This is a genomic window from Variovorax endophyticus, assembly GCF_025376855.1.
Taxonomy (GTDB): domain Bacteria; phylum Pseudomonadota; class Gammaproteobacteria; order Burkholderiales; family Burkholderiaceae_C; genus Variovorax.
On the sequence record NZ_JAHUTH010000001.1, the window covers coordinates 315495 to 332125 of the forward strand.

Sequence of the window (16631 nt, forward strand, 5' to 3'; positions counted from 1 at the left end):
CCTTCGTGCTACTGCTTGAGGTTGCGCCGTTCGCCCGGGGTCAGCGACTGCATCTGCGCGGTGGTCAGCGCGCCCGCGCCGAGCACCTGCACCACGCCCTTGGGGTCGTAGGCCGCGCCGGTGCTGCCGCGCTCGCGCGCGCCGCCGGCCGGCGCGCCCTCGGGCGCCTCGTTGCCGAAGCCCAGCACCCGCACGGTGAACACCGAGGGCAAGGCCTTCCTCGCCTCGGCGCGCTCGCGCTGCAGCGAGTCCTGCGCCGCCATGCCGGCCTGCGCGGCCGCGGCGCTGGCGTTCGACAGCGCGCCCACGTTGACCGCCGCCACCACCGGGATGCCGGTGGACTTGCCCTGCACCTGGATGTTCTCGGCGTTCACCACGCGCAGCGCCGCGAGGTTGACGTTGCCCGACACGCGGATGCCGGCCTCGCCCGCGTCGATGGTGCCCAGCGGCGCGATCAGGTCGATGTCGCCCGGCGGGATCTCGGCGATCGGGTTCAGCGTGGCGATGCCCGCGCCGGTGGTCGGCGCGTTGGGCGACAGCGTGACGTTGCCCACGCTGTCGTAGACGCGCCGCTGCGGCGTGTAGACCACGGTGGTCTTGGCGCCCCGCCCGGCGTTGATGTCGCCCTCGCCCGACCAGCCCAGGATGTTGCCGCCGAAGGTGGTGAACACCCGGCTCTGGCCCATCAGGATGCTGCCGCGCGCATAGATGTCGATGTCGCCCTCGCCCTGCGTCATCACGCCCGAGCCCGGACCCGGCACGAAGCCGCCGTCCACGCCCACCAGCGTGCGGCCGCCCGGCGTCATGATGCGCACGTCGCCGCCGAACTGGGTGTGGATGCCGGCGTCGAGCACGTCGTAGAAGGCCACGCCGTAGCCCGGGCTGCCCAGCGCTTCCCACTCGGCCTTGCTGATGTAGGTCTTGCCCGGGGTCGGGCGGTCCTTGCCGACGCCGCTGGTGGTCACGTACTCGTCGATGTAGAGCGCGCTGCTGAACAGCGTGAGGTCGCCCTCGTAGCTGCGCGGGCGGCCCTGCGCATCGGTATCGGGCAGCAGCGTGGCGATGGCCTCGCGTCCGCGCAGGTAGCTGCCGCGGCGCTTGCCGCCTTCCTCGTTGTACTCGCGGCCCGAGGCCTTGAGCTCGGCGTAGTAGACGCCGCGCAGGAAGGCGCGCTGCTGCTCGGGCGGCAGCGCCGCGAAGAAGGCGCGCGCATCCATGGTGGCGGCGTCGAAATGCAGGCCCAGGCGGTTGGCCTTGCCGAAGCGCTCCGTGAGCCAGTTGACCAGGTGCAGCCGGCTCTCGACCTTGTACTCGCGCGCCAGCGAGCGGTTGGGCGCGCTGTCGCCGCGCGAGAGCGCCTGCTGGCGCTCGCGGTCGAGCTCCACCTGCTTGCGCGCCATGAAGGACTCGGCGCCGGCCTCGCTACCCTCGTAGCCGAACTCGCGCGCCAGCCACTGCGCGAGCGACAGCGCGCCGCCGTAGACGGCCACGGCCTTGCCCGGCTGGTCGGCCAGCGGCTGGCCCGGATCGGCCAGGTTGGCCGGGTCGAGGTAGCGCTTCGCGAAGGCCTGCCAGTCGGCGCCCGCGCCCATGCCGGCCGACACCGCCACGCTGGCGCCGCTGCTGCGGTCGCCGGGCTTCACGTCGACCACGGCGCCCAGCGTCTTGATCTCGCCGCGGTCGGCGAAGTAGAGATTGCGCCCGGCCGTCACCTCGAGCAGGCCCGGGCCGGTGACGTAGAAGCTGCTGTGGCGGATGTCGCGGCCGGCCTCGATCACCGAGATGTCGTCGGCCAGGCCGTGCGAGATCAGGTTGCCGCGGCCGGTGCCGATGGTGTCCTTCTGGCCCAGGCGCGTGCCCGAGTCGGTGATGTCGCGCCCCGCGCGCACCGCCACCGGGATCGAGCCGTCGTAGCGCGTGCCGTCGCGGCCCAGGTAGCCGAGGCTGGCGGCCTGTCCGAAGCGCAGGCCGACGATGTCGCCTTCCACCGCGTAGTAGCGCGCCGCCTCCTGGCCCGCCGCGGCATAGGCCGAGGTGGCCTGGCTCGCGAAGGTGAACAGCGGCGCGTTCGTGTAGCGGCCGCTGAAGCCGATGAGCCAGTCGGTCTCGGCATTCGCCACGGACGGATGCAGGTTGTGCACCGTCACCGGGCTGAAGCCGTAGGGACCGCCGCCCGTGTAGGCGATCACGCCCATGAAGCCCGGGCGGAACGGGCTGGTGAGCGCCGCCGGGTCGGCCGTCGACGCGGTGATCGCATAGCCGCTGGCCTGGATCGAGTCGCGCGCCAGCAGCTCGAGCACGCCCTTGCCGGTGACGTTGGCGTACTGCGCGCCCTGCGGTGCCGGCGAGAGCGTGAGGCCGAACTCGGTGCGCGTGAAGGCCGCGCCGTTGTTGGCCAGCAGGTTCGCGGTGCCCACGCCGTAGTAGAGGCTGCCGCTGGCCGCGACCGCGCGCAGGATCGACGGATAGAAATGCCCCTGGAAGGTCGCGCCGAGGTTGTTGTCGCGGCGCGCCTTCACCACGTCCTCGTTCACGCCGCCCTCGCCCCAGGCGGTGGTCGGCGTGAGATTGCCGCCGGCGCTGAACAGGTCCACGGCGGTGGCGGGCGTCCACAGCGAGAACCAGCTGTAGCCCTCGCCCGCGTAGGCCCGGCCCTGGTAGCTGAAGGGCGTGCTGTTGAGCAGCTTGGTGCGCCCCGCGTCGGCCACGCCGCCGAGCACCAGGTCGCCGCGCGTGTCCAGCCGCGCGGTCGAGTCGCCGAGCACCAGCACCGGTCCGCCGCTGGCGCCGGCGCGGCCCTTGCTGTAGGGGTCGCCGCCGCGCGAGTCGAGCTGGTCGCGCGTGCCCGCGCCCACGTCGAGGCCGCCGATGGCGCCGGCCTGCACGCGCAGCGCGCCGCGCAGGTTGACGAAGGTGCTGTTGAGGTCATGCTCGTTCCTGCGCAGCGTCGCGTTCGGATTGAGGCTGCCGCCGATGCGCAGGTCGAGATCGCCGCCGCCCGTGAGCACGAGCTCGCCGCCGGGCGTCATGCGGCCGGTGCTCGCCACGGCCAGGTGCAGGCCCTCGCTGCGCGGCACGCGCGAGGTCTGGGCTCTCATCGGGCCGTCGTTGAAGAAGACCTCGCCGCGCGGGCCGATCATGCCGGCGTCCTTGCCGGCCTCCACCACCAGGTTGCCGCCGCCCAGCGTGCCGAAGCCGGTGAAGCCCACGAGGTAGGGATCGTTGTTGAAGCTGTTGCTCGGGTACGGGTAGTACTCGCCGTTGGAGCCCGCCACGTAGGTGCCGAAGTTGATCCACCAGGCCGCGGGCAGCGAGTCGGCGCCGGTCGCGACGCTGCCGCTGCCCTGGCGCCAGAGCCAGGTGCCGGTAGCGGTCGAGCCGACCTGGCCGCGCATCTCGGCGAGCTCGAAGCCCACGCGCAACGAGCCCCCGCTGCCGACCAGGTCGCCGCGCAGGTCGCCGCCGGCGCGCAGCAGCAGGTTGCCGCCCTGCTCCGGGTACCAGGCCGCGTAGAGGCTGCGCGCGCCGCCGTCGACCAGCGGCTCGTAGGGCTTGCCTTCGACGGAGAACAGGATCGAGCCGTCCTTGAGCAGGCCGCGCTGCTGGTCGTAGAGCCGGTCGGCCGCGCCGCCCACGCCGGGCGCGGTGGCGGTGCCGGCCGTGTAGACGCCGTAGGGCGAGCGCAGCGTGATGTCGCCGCCCGAGACCAGGTCGAGGTCGCCGGTGCCGGTGCGCAGCACGCTGAAGATCTGCTCGCGCGCCGGGTGGTAGGCCGCGACGCGGTCCGGCGGCACGGCCGGCTTGTCGACGGTGGCGTACTCGCCGTAGCCGTAGTCGTTCATGTCGGCGGGGTCGTTGCCGACCAGGCCCCACATGCGCATCTCGTCGATCTGCTCGGGCGTCATGGGCGTGCCCGGAACGATCTGGAAGCTCAGCACGTACTCCCCGAAGAAGTCGATCACCATCTTCGCGCCGGCGTCCGGCCCCCAGAAGTAGGTGGCCGGCGAGCCGGTGCCCGGCACGTCGCTGACCTTCGAACCGAGGCCGAAGTGGGTGTCGGCCAGCTGCAGCCGGCCGGTGGCGTGCGGCTGCGCGAGGCGGGTGTCGGCCGCGCCGAGGTCGGCACCGGCCACGAGGCGCAGGTCCCACGACAGCGAGCCCGCGGGCAGCATCGGCGCCAGCGCCCAGGTGCGGCCCTGGTTGCCGTCGGCATCGGCGGGCCGCAGGTTGATCATCTCGACGCCGCCGGGCAGCTTGACCTGGGTTTCCGAGGGCACCACCGCGCCCTTGGCCAGCGCGAGCGGGCGCGACAGCGCCATGCCCACCGGCAGCGGCACGCCCGCGGGCCAGATGCCCGCCGCCATGCGCACCGCGGCCGGCAGACGGAAGCCCGCGGCCAGGCGCGTGCCGGCCGGCAGCGTCACGGGCTCGCCCAGTACCGAGCCGGCCGCGTGCAGCAGCTTGCCCGCGGCGTCGCGCACGTCCGCGCCGAGCACCAGGCCCGCGGGCACGGTCAGCGGCTGGTCGAGCACCATCAGCGCTGGCAGCAGCGTGCCCGAGGGCAGCGTCACCGCGCTGGCCGGCAGGTCGAAGTTCAGCGTGCGGCCCTGCTCGAAGCCGGTGCCGGTGTCGAGCGTGACCATGCCGCCGTGCGGGATCACGAGGTCGCCGCCGAAGGGCAGCCGGCCGCTCGGCAGGATCCAGCCCTTGTCGTCGGGCGTGGCGCCGCGCACGAGGCGCGAGCCATCGAAGCCGTCGTTGATGCTGCCGAAGACCTCGAGGTTGCCCGGCGCGCGGATCACCAGCGCGCCCGGCTCGCCCGAGCCGTAGGCCAGGGTCTTGCGCGTGCGCGGGTTCAGGCTCGCGTAGCGGTGGCCCGAGAGGTCGATGTCGCCGTCCACGTGCAGGTCGCCATCGGGGTTGATCGCGGCGTCGGTCACGATCTGCACGCCGGGGCGCAGGTGGAAGCGGTCGCCCTGCGCGCGCAGGCCCGCGAGGCGGCCGTCGATCAGCGCGCCGTTGCGCAGCGCGGCCTCGATGAAGGCCTCGCTCTGACCGTGCAGGCGATCGAGGTAGGCCTGGTCGATCACCTGGTAGGTACGGCCGTCGACGCTCGCGTCCGTGCCCTTCGCCGCGCTCTTGTCGGTGACGAAGGCGTTGACCGCGACCGACTTCGCGCCCTGGATGTCGATGCTGCCCGCGGCCTCGATGGCCACGTCGTCGGCGCCGCGGCGCGGTGCGTTGAGCGCCACCGTGCCGTAGTCCTTCGCGGCACCGGCCACGCGCAGGTCCATGCGCGCGCCGCTGGAGATCGAGAGCGTGCCGCTGCCGGCATCGAGCTCGATGACCGCGCGGTTGGGCGCGTCGATCGCCTGGCCGTGGCTGTCGCGCCGCAGCACGCTGGCGCTGGCATCGAGCACCGCCGTGCCCGCGAGCGACACGCCGTCGCGCGCCGCCAGCCGGATGCTGCCGGCCTGCTCGCCGCTGGCGTCGACGCGGCCCTCGACCGTGAGCCGGCCGCCGTCGACCGAGAGGTTGATCTCGCGCGCCTTGAGCTCGTCGCCGACCACGAGGTCGCCGCGCTTGAGCTGGAAGCTGCGCACGCCGAAGGCACCGCCCTCGCTGAGCCGCGCATTCAGGCCGCGGAAGTCGGCGATGGACTGCGCGCGCAGCTCGATGTCGCCCGCCGCGTAGGGCACCAGCGTGCCGCCCGCGTCGTAGTAGCCGCTGCTGTCGGCTGCGATCGCGCCGCGCAGGTCGATCGTGCCCGCGCCGGCGTCGAGTGCCACCGCATCGAGGCGGCCCGCGCGGTTGTTGCGCGCCGACAGGTCGATGCGCGCGCCCGCCGCCTGCGCGATGTTGCCGCTGCGGCTCTCGAGCACGAGGTCGCCGCCCCAGGCGTACTTGCTGACGTCGAAGAAATCGACGCGCCGGCCCGCGAGGTCGAGCATCGAACGCTCGCCCAGCAGCAGGTCGCCCTGCGCGACCAGGCTCAGCTTGCCGCTGGGCAGCCGCACCGCGGTGTCGAAGCTCAGTGGCCCGCCCGCGTCGAGGCGCAGCTCGGCGCCCAGCGCCTCGGGTGCCACCGCGTCGATCGCGGGCAGCACCGCGCCTTCGGGCGTGGTCACCGCGATGCGGCCGCCCGCGCGGATGGCGTTGACCGAGCCGGCCTTGCCGGTCATCAGCGCGGTGGAGATCAGCAGCTCGCCGCCGCTGCGGTCGAAGTCCTTGGTGGCCTCGTTCCACGCGCCCTGCGACTGGTAGACACCGAGGCTGCCGCGATGGTTGGCCGTGATGCGCTCGCTGGCATTCAGCGCCACCGTGCCGAAGCCCAGCGTCAGGCGGTCGTGCGAGATCACCGACTTGGGCTGGGTCTGGGCCGCGTAGCCGAACACGATCTCGCGCGCGTCGACCTCGAGCCGGCCGCTGCCGGTGCCCGCGCCGCCGCTCATCACGCCGCCGGCCGGCGACGCCGTGCCGTTCCACACCAGGGTGTCGGTCTCGATGCGCGCCACGTCGTCGACGCCGCCATGGCCGTAGATGGCCGGCGTGGTCAGCACCAGTTGCGCCAGCGAGGGCTGGCCGTTGGCGGACGACAGCGTCGACAAACGCACCGATTCGTAGAAGTTGACCGAGTCGCGCGCGGTCAGCACCAGGTTCTCGAGCGCGGGCGCGCCGGTGCTGGTGTCGCCGCGCAGCAGGCGGTCGAGCACCTGCTGGTTGAGCGTCATGCCCGCGGGCAGCGCGCCGCCCGCGCGGGCGCGCTCCAGCGCCTCGGCGCTGCCGACGTTGATGCCGCCCACGGCCAGCACCAGGTTGCGCGCGCCGTAGCGCACCGAGTCGCCGAGCTCGAAGGCGCGGTCGGTCGCGGCCGTGATCGTGCCCTCGGCATAGAGGGTGGTGGTGCCGCCGCAGCGCACGCTGCCCTCGCACACGCCGATGCGGATCGGGCCCTGGCCCCAGCGGGTGTCGGTGCTCAGGCTCGGGGCCAGCATGTCGAGCCAGCCGTTGGAAACGGCGAGCACCGCGACATCACCGGGCTTGAAGACATAGCCGGCCTTCGAGTCCCAGGAGACCGGGCCGCGGCGCAGGGTGTCGATGCCCGCGCCCTGCTCGAGCACGATGCCGCCGTCGCGCTGGCCCGCGACCAGGAACACCTGCGGCGCCGACAGCACGGCGCCTTCGCGCAGCACGATGCCGCTGGCGGCCTGGTAGGCCGTGCCGAAGCTCGCGAGATACGAGGACTGGGTGTTGCGGCCGGTCTCGAACTGCGAGCCCGGCGCGCCTCCGATGGCCATGGTGCCCGCGCCGATGCCGTTGAGCATGCCGGCGTCGAGCGTGACGCCGGTGAAGCCTTCGGTCGGGCCCTTGCCCGCCGCCACGATCTCGAACGCGCGCCCGGAGCCGCTGACCACCAGCTCGCTGCCGAAGCCGCCCGTTGCGGCCGCGTGCCGCACCGTGCCCTCGGCGATGCGGACGCCGCGGTCCTCCAGCGGCTTGATGCCGGGGGTCAGCGTCAGCCGGCCCGCGTCGCGCTCCAGGCGCGGGCGCGGCACGCCGTCGCGCGCGGCCCAGTCGAGGCCGAACTGGGCGTAGCTGGTCTCGTTGTACTGGGAATAGGTACGCAGCAGGTCGGCCGGCGTCAGCACGAGCTGCGTGGTCAGCGTGTCGAGGATGCCGGTGTTGGCGACGCCGACCCGGCCCGCGGTGCTGTAGGAGCCGTTGCGCATCGCCTGCGTGGCGCCGAAAGCCGCCTGGCCGCCCGCGAGGCCGTTGAGCTCGACGCGGAAGGCGCCCGGCAGCAGCGCGTAGGTCGAGGGCAGCAGCGTGTAGGTGCCCGGCGGCAGGCCCGGCACGCCCGCGCCGATGGTGATCTGGCGCCCGACCATCGGGTCGCCCGCGCCCTTCTCGGCCGCGATCGGCGCCGCGCCCGGCTGCGCGCCCGGCACGATGGCGTAGACCGGGTTGGTCGCGAGGCCCGGCAGCACGAAGGCCGCGCGGCCGGTGCCGCTTTGCACCAGCGGGTTGAGCCGCGCGTCGGTGGAGCCGCCGCGGCCGGTGAGGAAGGCCGCGCCCGCGAGCATGCCGCCGCCCGACAGGTCGATCAGCGCCCCGCCCTGCACGTCGATGCGCTCGCCGAGCAGCGTGACGCCGCCGAAGGCGATGCCCGAGCCGCCGAGGCCCACGTAGCCGGCGTCGGTGCCGTTGTAGATGTAGGTCAGGCCGTCCTTGGTGCCGCCGTAGGGCATGGCCAGGCCGGCGCCGCTGGTCGAGGTGATGCTGCCCGCGCGCAGCCGCACGGTGGAGGCGACGTCGTCGGCCTGGCCCTCGGGGCGGCCCAGGATCACGCTGCCCAGCGGCGCGCGCAGCACGCCGCCCTGGTCGATGTTGGCCGACATCAGTTGCAGGCTGCCGAAGGCCGAGTACGGCACGGCGGGCTCGCCCTCGCCGATGCGCTCCACGCGCAGGCTGCGCGCCGGGTCGTAGAGGTTCTGGTAGTTGCCCCAGGTGTCGACCTGCCCCCTCTTGCCGGCGCGGATCTCGGCGCGCGCGCCGGTGCCCGGATAGATCTGGCTGGCCGCGAGCACCAGGTCGCCCGCGGTCTCGAGCGAGGTGCGGTCGCGCACCAGCGAGGCCAGCAGGCGCAGGTCGCCCTGGCTGCGCAGCGCGATGTGCTCGAAGCCGTCGCGCTCGACCTGCACGTTGCCCTGGAGTTCGGGCTGGGGGCCCGCGGTGCCGAAGGCCACGGTCTCGATCACGTCGAGCACCGAGGACTCGATGCGCAGGTCCGAGCCCGCGGCCAGCCGCGGCACGCGCGTGTTCGTCGGGATCGGCAGGATGTGCTTGTCGCGGCCCAGGCCGGTATTGCCACCCAGGCGCACATAGGGCGCCGCCAGCAGCACCTGCGAGCCGTCGCCCGAGCCCTGCGCGAGGCTGAAGCTGCCCGCGGTCATGCGCAGGCCCTGGCCGAGCCGCAGGTTCACGCCGTCCTCGAAGCTGATCACGCCGTTGACCAGCAGCGAGAGGCTGTCGAAGCCGCCGGCCTCGATGCGGTCGACGCCGATGCGCGCATGGCCGTAGGCGAGCGCGGCATCGGCCTGGCCCGGGCGCAGGTCGGCGCGCAGCGAGTCGGGGCCCTGCTGCGCACCGAGCTTGATCTCGCGCAGCGAACGCACGCGCGCGTCGGGCAGGTTGGCCTCGGGATAGGCCGGCGCCTCCAGGGTCAGGCCCAGCGTGCCGCCGGCCGCGCCCGCGCCGCCCGCCGCGGCGCGCAGCGTGCCGTCGAGGAACAGGCCGTTGAAGCTGCTCAGGTAGATCAGGCCGCCGTCGGAAGCGACCGCGGTGGCGCCGGCCTGCGGCAGGTCCAGCGTCGCGCTGGTGCCCGAGGCCTCGAGGCGCGCGCCGGGGCGCACCACGATGAAGTTGTCGGCGCCCACCGTGCTGGTGGCATTGGCGTTGTAGCGCCCGCCGATCTGGATGCTGCCGCCGTCGCCGACCAGGCCGTAGCGCCGGCCGCGCACGTCGGTCGCGATGCGGGCCTCGCCCGACACGTCGAGCACCGCATGGTCGTCGAGCCAGATCGAGCGGTCGTGGCTCTTCGACGAGGCGCCGTCGAGGCCATAGCCGAAGTTCGTCACCTCGATGCGCCCGCCCGCCGTGCGCAGCGTGCCGTCGACGGTGATCTGCCCGTTGCCGGTGAGCGTGATGGCGCGGCCGGCATCGACCTGCACCCGCGCGTCGCGGCCCACGTCCAGCGGTGCGAGCGAGCCGTAGCCCCAGCCGGCCGTGAGCTGCAGGTCGGCGCCCTGGCGCTGCGTCAGCAGGCCCTTGGCCGCGTTCTCGGTGTACTCGGGCGGCAGCCAGCTCTGGAGCACGCCGGCGGTGTCGGCGCCCGTGGGCAGGCCGCGCGCGGCGGTGGTGTCGGCGCGCAGCACCGGCATCTCCACGCGCAGCGCGGCGCCCGGCGCGACCGCCAGGCCCTGGTGGCCGATCAGTTCATAGCGCGAGAAGCCCGCGCGCAGTTGCTCGCCATCGATGTGCAGCACGCGGCCGACCGCCACGTCGCGGTCGAAGCGCCCGCCCGCCGCGATGCGCGTGCCGGCCGTGAACTCGAGGTCGCGCGGCGCCGTCGTGCCGGCCCTGATCACGCCCGGGCTCGGCTGGATGCCCATGCCCTGCGGGAACACCTCGGCCGGCACCACGTAGCCGTTCGGGAAGCCGCCGAACTGGCCCGTGAGGCTGACGATGACCGTGCCCGCGGGCAGCGTCGGTATCGTGCTCCAGGAATAGAACGAGTAGGACTGGCCGCTCGCGGTCTGCAGGGTGTAGAAGTCGTTGCTGCCCACGGGCTTGGGCGGGGTCCAGTTCGCGGCCAGCGTGAGGTGGGTCTCGGGCCGCGCCCGGTCCACCAGCGGCGCCGCGCCCAGCGCCTCGCCGGGCTGGGCGCGCGTGCGCGTGTAGTGGAAGTCGGTCGGCAGCGTGGCACCGGCCTTCACCACGAAGCCCTCGCTCGCGATCAGGTCGACCGGCGCGGCCTCGCCCGCGGCCAGCACGCCGCGGCCGCCCGCGATCTCGCCGCCGACCACCACCGCGCCGCCCGACTGCAGCCGCAGCGTGCCGCCGCCCTTCATGCCCTGGCTGCGCAGCGCGCCGCCGAGCACCAGCTCGCCCGCCGGCCCGCTCGTGCCCGCGCCCGGGTAGGCATTGGCCGCCAGCGCGATGTCGCCGCCGCGGCCGCCCTGCACGCTGTGGTCGGCGCGGTAGACGGCGCCGGCCGAGGTGTCGAGCACCGCGCCTGGCGACACCACCACGTCGCCGCTGGACTGCACGCGGATGCCGCCGCCCGCGACGAAGGGCACGCCCGCCGTGCCCGCGCGGTCGAGCGCGAGGTTGGTCCACAGGCCGCGCGCGTCGAGCAGCACGCCCTCGGCGATCGTCACGTTGGCGGCCAGCTCGGGCTTGAGCGGCGCCGCGAGGCTGTCGATCCAGCCCAGGCTCGCGCTCCACTTCTGGAACACGTTGCCCAGCGCGATGCCGCCACCACGCGCTTCCAGCCCCGCATCGACCTGCACCTGCGTGGCATGCAGCGCGATGTCGCCGCCCGGCGCCACGCGCAGCGCCTCGCGCACCGCGATCGCGTCCTTGGCATGCACGCGCAGCGCGCCGAGCTCGAGCGCATCGAGCCAGCCGGCGTCGAGGTGGATGTCCTGGTCCTCGCCGCCCGCGCCGCCGATGGCGATGCGTTGCGCCACCGCGTCCTCGGTGTAGCGCAGGCCCTCGGTCGCCTTGTCGTAGACCGGCGTCTGCTTGCCGACGATCAGCTGCCCGCGCAGCGCCACCGCGGTCTGCGCCTGGCGGTAGCCGTCGAAGGACTTGTCGCGCGCCTGCGTCTGGCCCTGGCCCTGGAAGGCGCTGGTGTCGATGTCGCCCTCGAGCTGCGCCTTGGCCGTGGCCACCACCAGCCGGCCCGCGTCGCGCCCGACCGTGTAGCCGTTCTCGATCCGCTCCTTCGCGCCGATCAGCGGGTTGTAGAAGGCATCGGTCACGCCCCAGCGCTTGTGCTCCGATTCGAAGCCCTTGTAGAGGCCGGTGTAGAGCAGGTCGCCCGGCGCGCGCGAAGCCTCGTAGAGCCGGCCGTCCGAGCCCTTGAGCCAGGTCTGGCGGATCTTGCCGGTCTGCACGTCGAGCGTGCCGCCCGCGAGGTTGATGCTCGAGCCCTTGTCGGTGCGCAGCTCGCCGCCGCCGAACTGCACCGTGCCGCCCTGCGCCGACCATTCGCCGATGCCGTGGCCCGCGATGCCGAGGTAGCCGCCGACCTCGAGCAGGCCGCCCGCGGTGTACCAGCGGTCGGTCTCGTAGCCGTTGGTGCCCGCGGGCACGCGCACCAGGTAGCGGCGGTCGAGCCAGATGTTGTTGTTGAACAGCGCGCGGCCGTCGCGGTTGCGCGGCGCGTCGCGCTGCTCGTTGCCCTGCACGTTGATCTCGACGTTGTTGGCCTCCATCGCCACGCGCACGCCGACCGCGCCCGACACGTCGATGCGCGCGCCCTCGCGCACGCTGCTGCGCTTCGCGGCATCGACCAGCACCTGGCCGCCGGTGGCCAGCGTGAGCGAGTCGCCGAGGAACTCGACCTCGCCGCCGCTGGCGATGCGCACCAGCGACTGGTCGCGCCGGTGCGCGACGCCGTCGCCGGCCTTGTCGGAGTCCTTGATCATCGCGTTGCGCTGCACGTCGAGCGCGGTGGTCGCGCTCTCGTCGAGCAGGATCGCGGTCACGCTGCCGGCCTCGAGCGTCACCTTGCCCGCGGCATCGGCCGTGTCGTTGAGCAGGTGCACCGTGCCGCGCGTGTGGACCGAGGTGGTCGACACCGCCACGCCCTGCTGGCGCACGTCGCGGCCGGCGAGCGTGATGTCGCCCTGCTCCGCCTGCAGCAGCCCGGTGTTGCGCACCAGCCCGGCGCCGCTGCCCTCGAGGCGCAGCGGCACGACCGTGTTGCCGCGCGTGGTCGAGGCCTGGTTCTCGTCGGTGCCCAGGCCCTTGCGGATCACGAAGGCATCGCCCGCGGCCAGCATGACCTGGCCGTTGGGCGTGCTGATCTGGCCGTTGTTGCGCGTCTCGCGCCCGGCCAGCAGCACGTAGCCGCCGGCCTCGGTCACCGTCTCGGGGCGGCGCGTCGCGATGCGCGCGCCGGCCTCGACCACCACGTCGCCCGTGGCCGCGCCATGGCTGAAGCTGTTGGCGGTGGTCTGCAGGTCGTTGGCCAGGCTCGGGACGAACTTCGTGCCCTGGGCATCGCTGTAGATCCCCTTCCTGAACTGTGCGTCGCTCATGCCGACGGCCGAGGCCACCAGGTTGCGCGTGTCGACCTGGCTGCTGCCGCTGAACACGATGCCGTTGCGGTTGACCACCATCACCGTGCCGTCGGCCTGGATCCGGCCCTGGATCTGCGAGGGCCGCGCCTGCGGGTCGTTGACGCGGTTGAGCACGGCCCAGCTCGGCTGCTGCTCGAACTTCACCGTGGTGTTGCGCCCGACGTTGAAGGTCTCCCAGTTGAGGATCGCCTGCGGCGCGGTCTGCGCGATCGTCACCTGCGTCTGGCCGCCGCTGCGCGTTTCCACCGGCGCGTTGGCATTGGCCCAGCCGGCCGTGAGGCTGGCCGTGTCCACGCGCAGGCCGCCCTCGGCCATGCCGTCGGGCACGCCCTGCCCGCTGGCCAGCGCCGTGCGGCGCGCCGCCTCCTGCGCGGCCTGCTGCGCCGCGATGCCGCGCGCGGCGAGGTTCAGGTTGCCGATCGAGCGCTGCAGCTGCTCGCCCGCGCGCTGCTGTTGCGCCTGCGGGCTCACCAGCGCCGAGGCCGGCATGCCGTTGGGCAGCCGGCCGGTGGCCAGCGCGGTGCCCTGCGCCATGTTCTTCTGCGCCATCCAGCCGGCGCTGAAGGCGCGCTGCGCATGCGCGGCGGGCACCGCGGCGCCCGCGGCCAGCATCAGCGCGATGGCATGCACCAGCGGCCGCAGCCGGGTCTGGGGGGTGAAGGAAAAGGGGCTGCTCTCGTTGCGCCGGGACACCGTGCTGCTGCGTTGCATGCGGACTTCCATGGGTTCGTGTTGCGTTGCTCGATCGATGCCGCGAGGCCCGCGGCCTCGTGGTCTACCGAGCTATGACAGCGAAGCCATGGCGCGACTGCACCATGTCACGAAAACTTCACGAACGGCGCGCGCCCGGTCACGGCACTCAGGTGCTGGCCAGGCCCAGCAGCACGATGCCGCCGGGCAGCTGCGTGAGCTCGGCACCGTAGACGTCGCGCACCAGGAAGGCCACGTCGTCGAGCCGGTCGATCGAGAAGCTGGCCTGCACCTCGCTGCGCCCCAGCGCCGCGCTGGTGATCACCAGCCGGCCGTGGCGGTAGCGGTTGACCTCGGCCACCACCTGCGACAGCGGCACCCGGTCGAACACCAGCTGGCGCCGGCGCCAGGCGCTGACCGGGCCGGTGTCGACCGCCGCGACCGTGCCGAGGCCGGCCGCGCTCCAGCGCAGCTGGCGGCCCGCGTCGAGCCGCACGCGCTGCGTGCCGCGCGCCACCTCGACCTGGCCCGACAGGCAGGTCACGCAGACCTCGCCGTCGAGGTTGCGCATGTTGAAGCGCGCGCGCTGCGCCGACACCGTGCCGCCCGCGGCCGTGACCGTGAAGCGCGTGCCGCCCGCGGCCTCGTTGGCGAACTCGGCCTCGCCGGCCACCAGCTCGACGCTGTCGCCGCCGCCGCCATCGCCCGCCGCGCGGCGCAGGTTCACGCGCGTGCGCGTGTTCAGTTGCAGCACCACGCCGCCGGCCACGTGCACCTCGCGCTGCTCGCCGGTGGCGGTGCTGTAGTCGGCGTTCCAGTCGGTCACCGGCGACCAGAGGCCGAGCGGCGGCGAGACCGCGAGGTAGGCGACCGAGGCCGCCACCGCGCCGCCGAGCCAGGCGCGGCGGCCCGGCAGCGGCAGCTTGTTGCGCGCGGCGCGCTCCTCCTGCCGGCGCAGCTGCAGGCCGGCCGGCGCCATCGCGCGCCAGACCTCGCGCGCCTGCGCGAAGGCCTGCGCATGCGCGCGGCTGCGCGCGCACCAGGCCTTGAAGGCGCGCGCATCGTCCTCGTTCGCCTGGCCCGAGGCCAGCCGCACCGCCCAGGCCTGGGCTTCGCGTTGCAGGGTCTTCATCGCGTCGGGATCTCCGGGTTCGTCGACGGCCGAGGCTTCATCTTTTTCAGCCTTCATCTTGCTTCGACTGTTTTCCCGCGCCGGGACCGAAGCGCTGGATGAAATCCCGGCCCAATCGCTCGCAGCAATGCTCGAGGCCGGCGCGCAGTTCCTTCTCGACCGTGCGCACCGACACGCCGTAGCGCGTCGCGATGTCCTTGTGCGGCATCTCGTCCACGCGCGCGGCCAGCACGATCGCCTTGCGCCGGCGCGGCAGCTCGGCCAGCGCGCGCTCGAGCGCCGCGATCTGGTCGCGCGCCTCGGCGCCGCGCGCCGGGTCGGCCATCTCGTCGGCCATGTCGTAGAGCGCCTCGACCTCGCCCACGCTCAGCAGGCGCGCGTTGCTCTTGCGCTGGTCCTCGGCCACGTTGAGCGCGATGCGGAACAGGTAGGCCGAGGGATAGCGCACCTCGCTGCGCACGGTGCTGTTCTCCACCCGCAGGAAGGTTTCCTGCAGCGCGTCGTTGGCCAGGTCCTCGGAACCCAGGCGCATGTGCAGGTGCTTCCTGAACTGGGCGTAGCGCGCGAGGAACAGCGTCCGCAATGCGGCCTTGAAGCGGTCGGGCATCGTCGCTCCCTCAGCCCGCGCGTGCCCGATGGGGGCGGCAATCGCGCGCCGGGTCGGTGCGCGGCGTCAGCAGGATCGTGAGCGGCTGCGGCAGCGCGGGCGGCGGCGCATCGAGCGCCAGGTCGCGCAGGCTGCGCAGCACGCGCGCGTCGCGCTCCTGCTGGCCGCTGCCCTCGAGCACGCGGACCTCGCGCACCGCGCCGTCGTCGCCGATCCACAGCTGCAGGCCGAGGCGGTAGCGGCCGAAGGCGTCGGGCTGCGCGATGCACAGCACGCGCGTGATCGAGGATTGCAGCGCGGCCGCGTAGGCGCGCAGGTCGGCGACGGCCTCGTCCTCGCCGCCGACGGCCTCGCCGCGCGCCGCCGCGGGTGCGTTCGCTTCCGCCACGAACTCGGGCACCAGCGTGAACGACTGTTCGCCGACATAGCGCGCCACCAGGCCCGAGCCCGCGAGCAACTGGCGCAGCGCCTCGCGCGGCGCCAGTTGCCCGCGCACCGGCGAGGCCGCGCGGCCCGCGGCCAGGCTGCTGCTGACCAGCACCGAATGGCCGGTGATGCGGCCGAACTCGGCCAGCGCGTCCTGCAGCGGCTGGGCCTGCATGTCGAAGTTGATCGCGCCGGCCGCTTCGCGCGGACCGGGAATTTGCGCCTGGGCGAAGCGCGCGCCCATCATCAGCAGCACGACGAGGCACCAGGACAGCGACAGGGCACTGCCCGAGGCGGAAGCACGTGTCATGAGGCGGAGGAGGAAGGCAAGGGAGTGCGGCGGAGAGAAAGTGGGCGACTGGCGCGGCCGTCCGCCTTGCGGTCTGGATCGATGTTCGCGGCCTGAGGCTATTCGTCTGACATGACCGACCCATGACAGGCGCCGCGCACCCGGGTTCGCGACATCGCGGCGACTTGTTCCCGGCCTAGACTGGCGCGTTTTTTCTTTCCCGGAGATCGGAGACGTCGATGCGCGCAGCCTGCTTCTGGATCGCGATGCTGGCCGGCCTGTCCGGCCCCGGCGCCATGGCGCAGGACGCCGAGCCGCCCCCGTCCTGCATCGAGGCGACGGTGAACGGCGAACGCGCGCCCTCCTACGACTGCCTGACGCAGAAGATGCGCCCGCCCGCCTCGGCACCGCGCGATGCCGAGGGCACGCCGCAACTGGCCTCGGAGGCGATCGCCAACCGGCCCTCGAACCAGCTCGGCCTGTTCAACCGCGCGGCCACCAGCACCCGCATGGGCAATACCTTCGGCACCTCGGTGTATCCGCAGCGGCCGCCGCCGGTGGCGCCGGTGTCGCCGCTGATTCCGGGGCGGTGACGGAGGGGGCCGCGTCGCGGCC

At 73.6% G+C, this 16631-nt stretch carries 5 protein-coding genes; 1 reads left to right on the forward strand and 4 read right to left on the reverse strand.

All coding sequences use genetic code 11. The features are described from left to right. Positions 1–8: 8 nt before the first annotated feature. From KV106_RS01345 to KV106_RS01360, 4 genes are all read right to left on the reverse strand, one after another. Positions 9–13583: a filamentous haemagglutinin family protein gene (locus tag KV106_RS01345; protein WP_261205777.1), complete on the reverse strand. Its 13575-nt coding sequence runs from the start codon at positions 13581–13583 to the stop codon at positions 9–11. 148 nt (positions 13584–13731) lie between these two features. Beyond that, entirely contained in the window at positions 13732–14694 is a 963-nt protein-coding gene (locus KV106_RS01350; RefSeq protein WP_261205778.1) for a FecR family protein, read from the reverse strand. 46 nt (positions 14695–14740) lie between these two features. Further along, entirely contained in the window at positions 14741–15301 is a 561-nt protein-coding gene (locus KV106_RS01355; RefSeq protein ID WP_057590199.1) for an RNA polymerase sigma factor, read from the reverse strand. 10 nt (positions 15302–15311) lie between these two features. Beyond that, positions 15312–16037, reverse strand: a complete 726-nt coding sequence (locus KV106_RS01360; RefSeq protein WP_261205779.1) for an STN domain-containing protein — start codon at positions 16035–16037, stop codon at positions 15312–15314. 218 nt (positions 16038–16255) lie between these two features. Here KV106_RS01360 and KV106_RS01365 point away from each other — a divergent pair, with 218 nt between their 5' ends. Next, positions 16256–16609 (forward strand): hypothetical protein, encoded by a 354-nt coding sequence (locus KV106_RS01365; RefSeq protein WP_261205781.1) that lies wholly within the window; start codon positions 16256–16258, stop codon positions 16607–16609. Positions 16610–16631 lie beyond the last annotated feature (22 nt).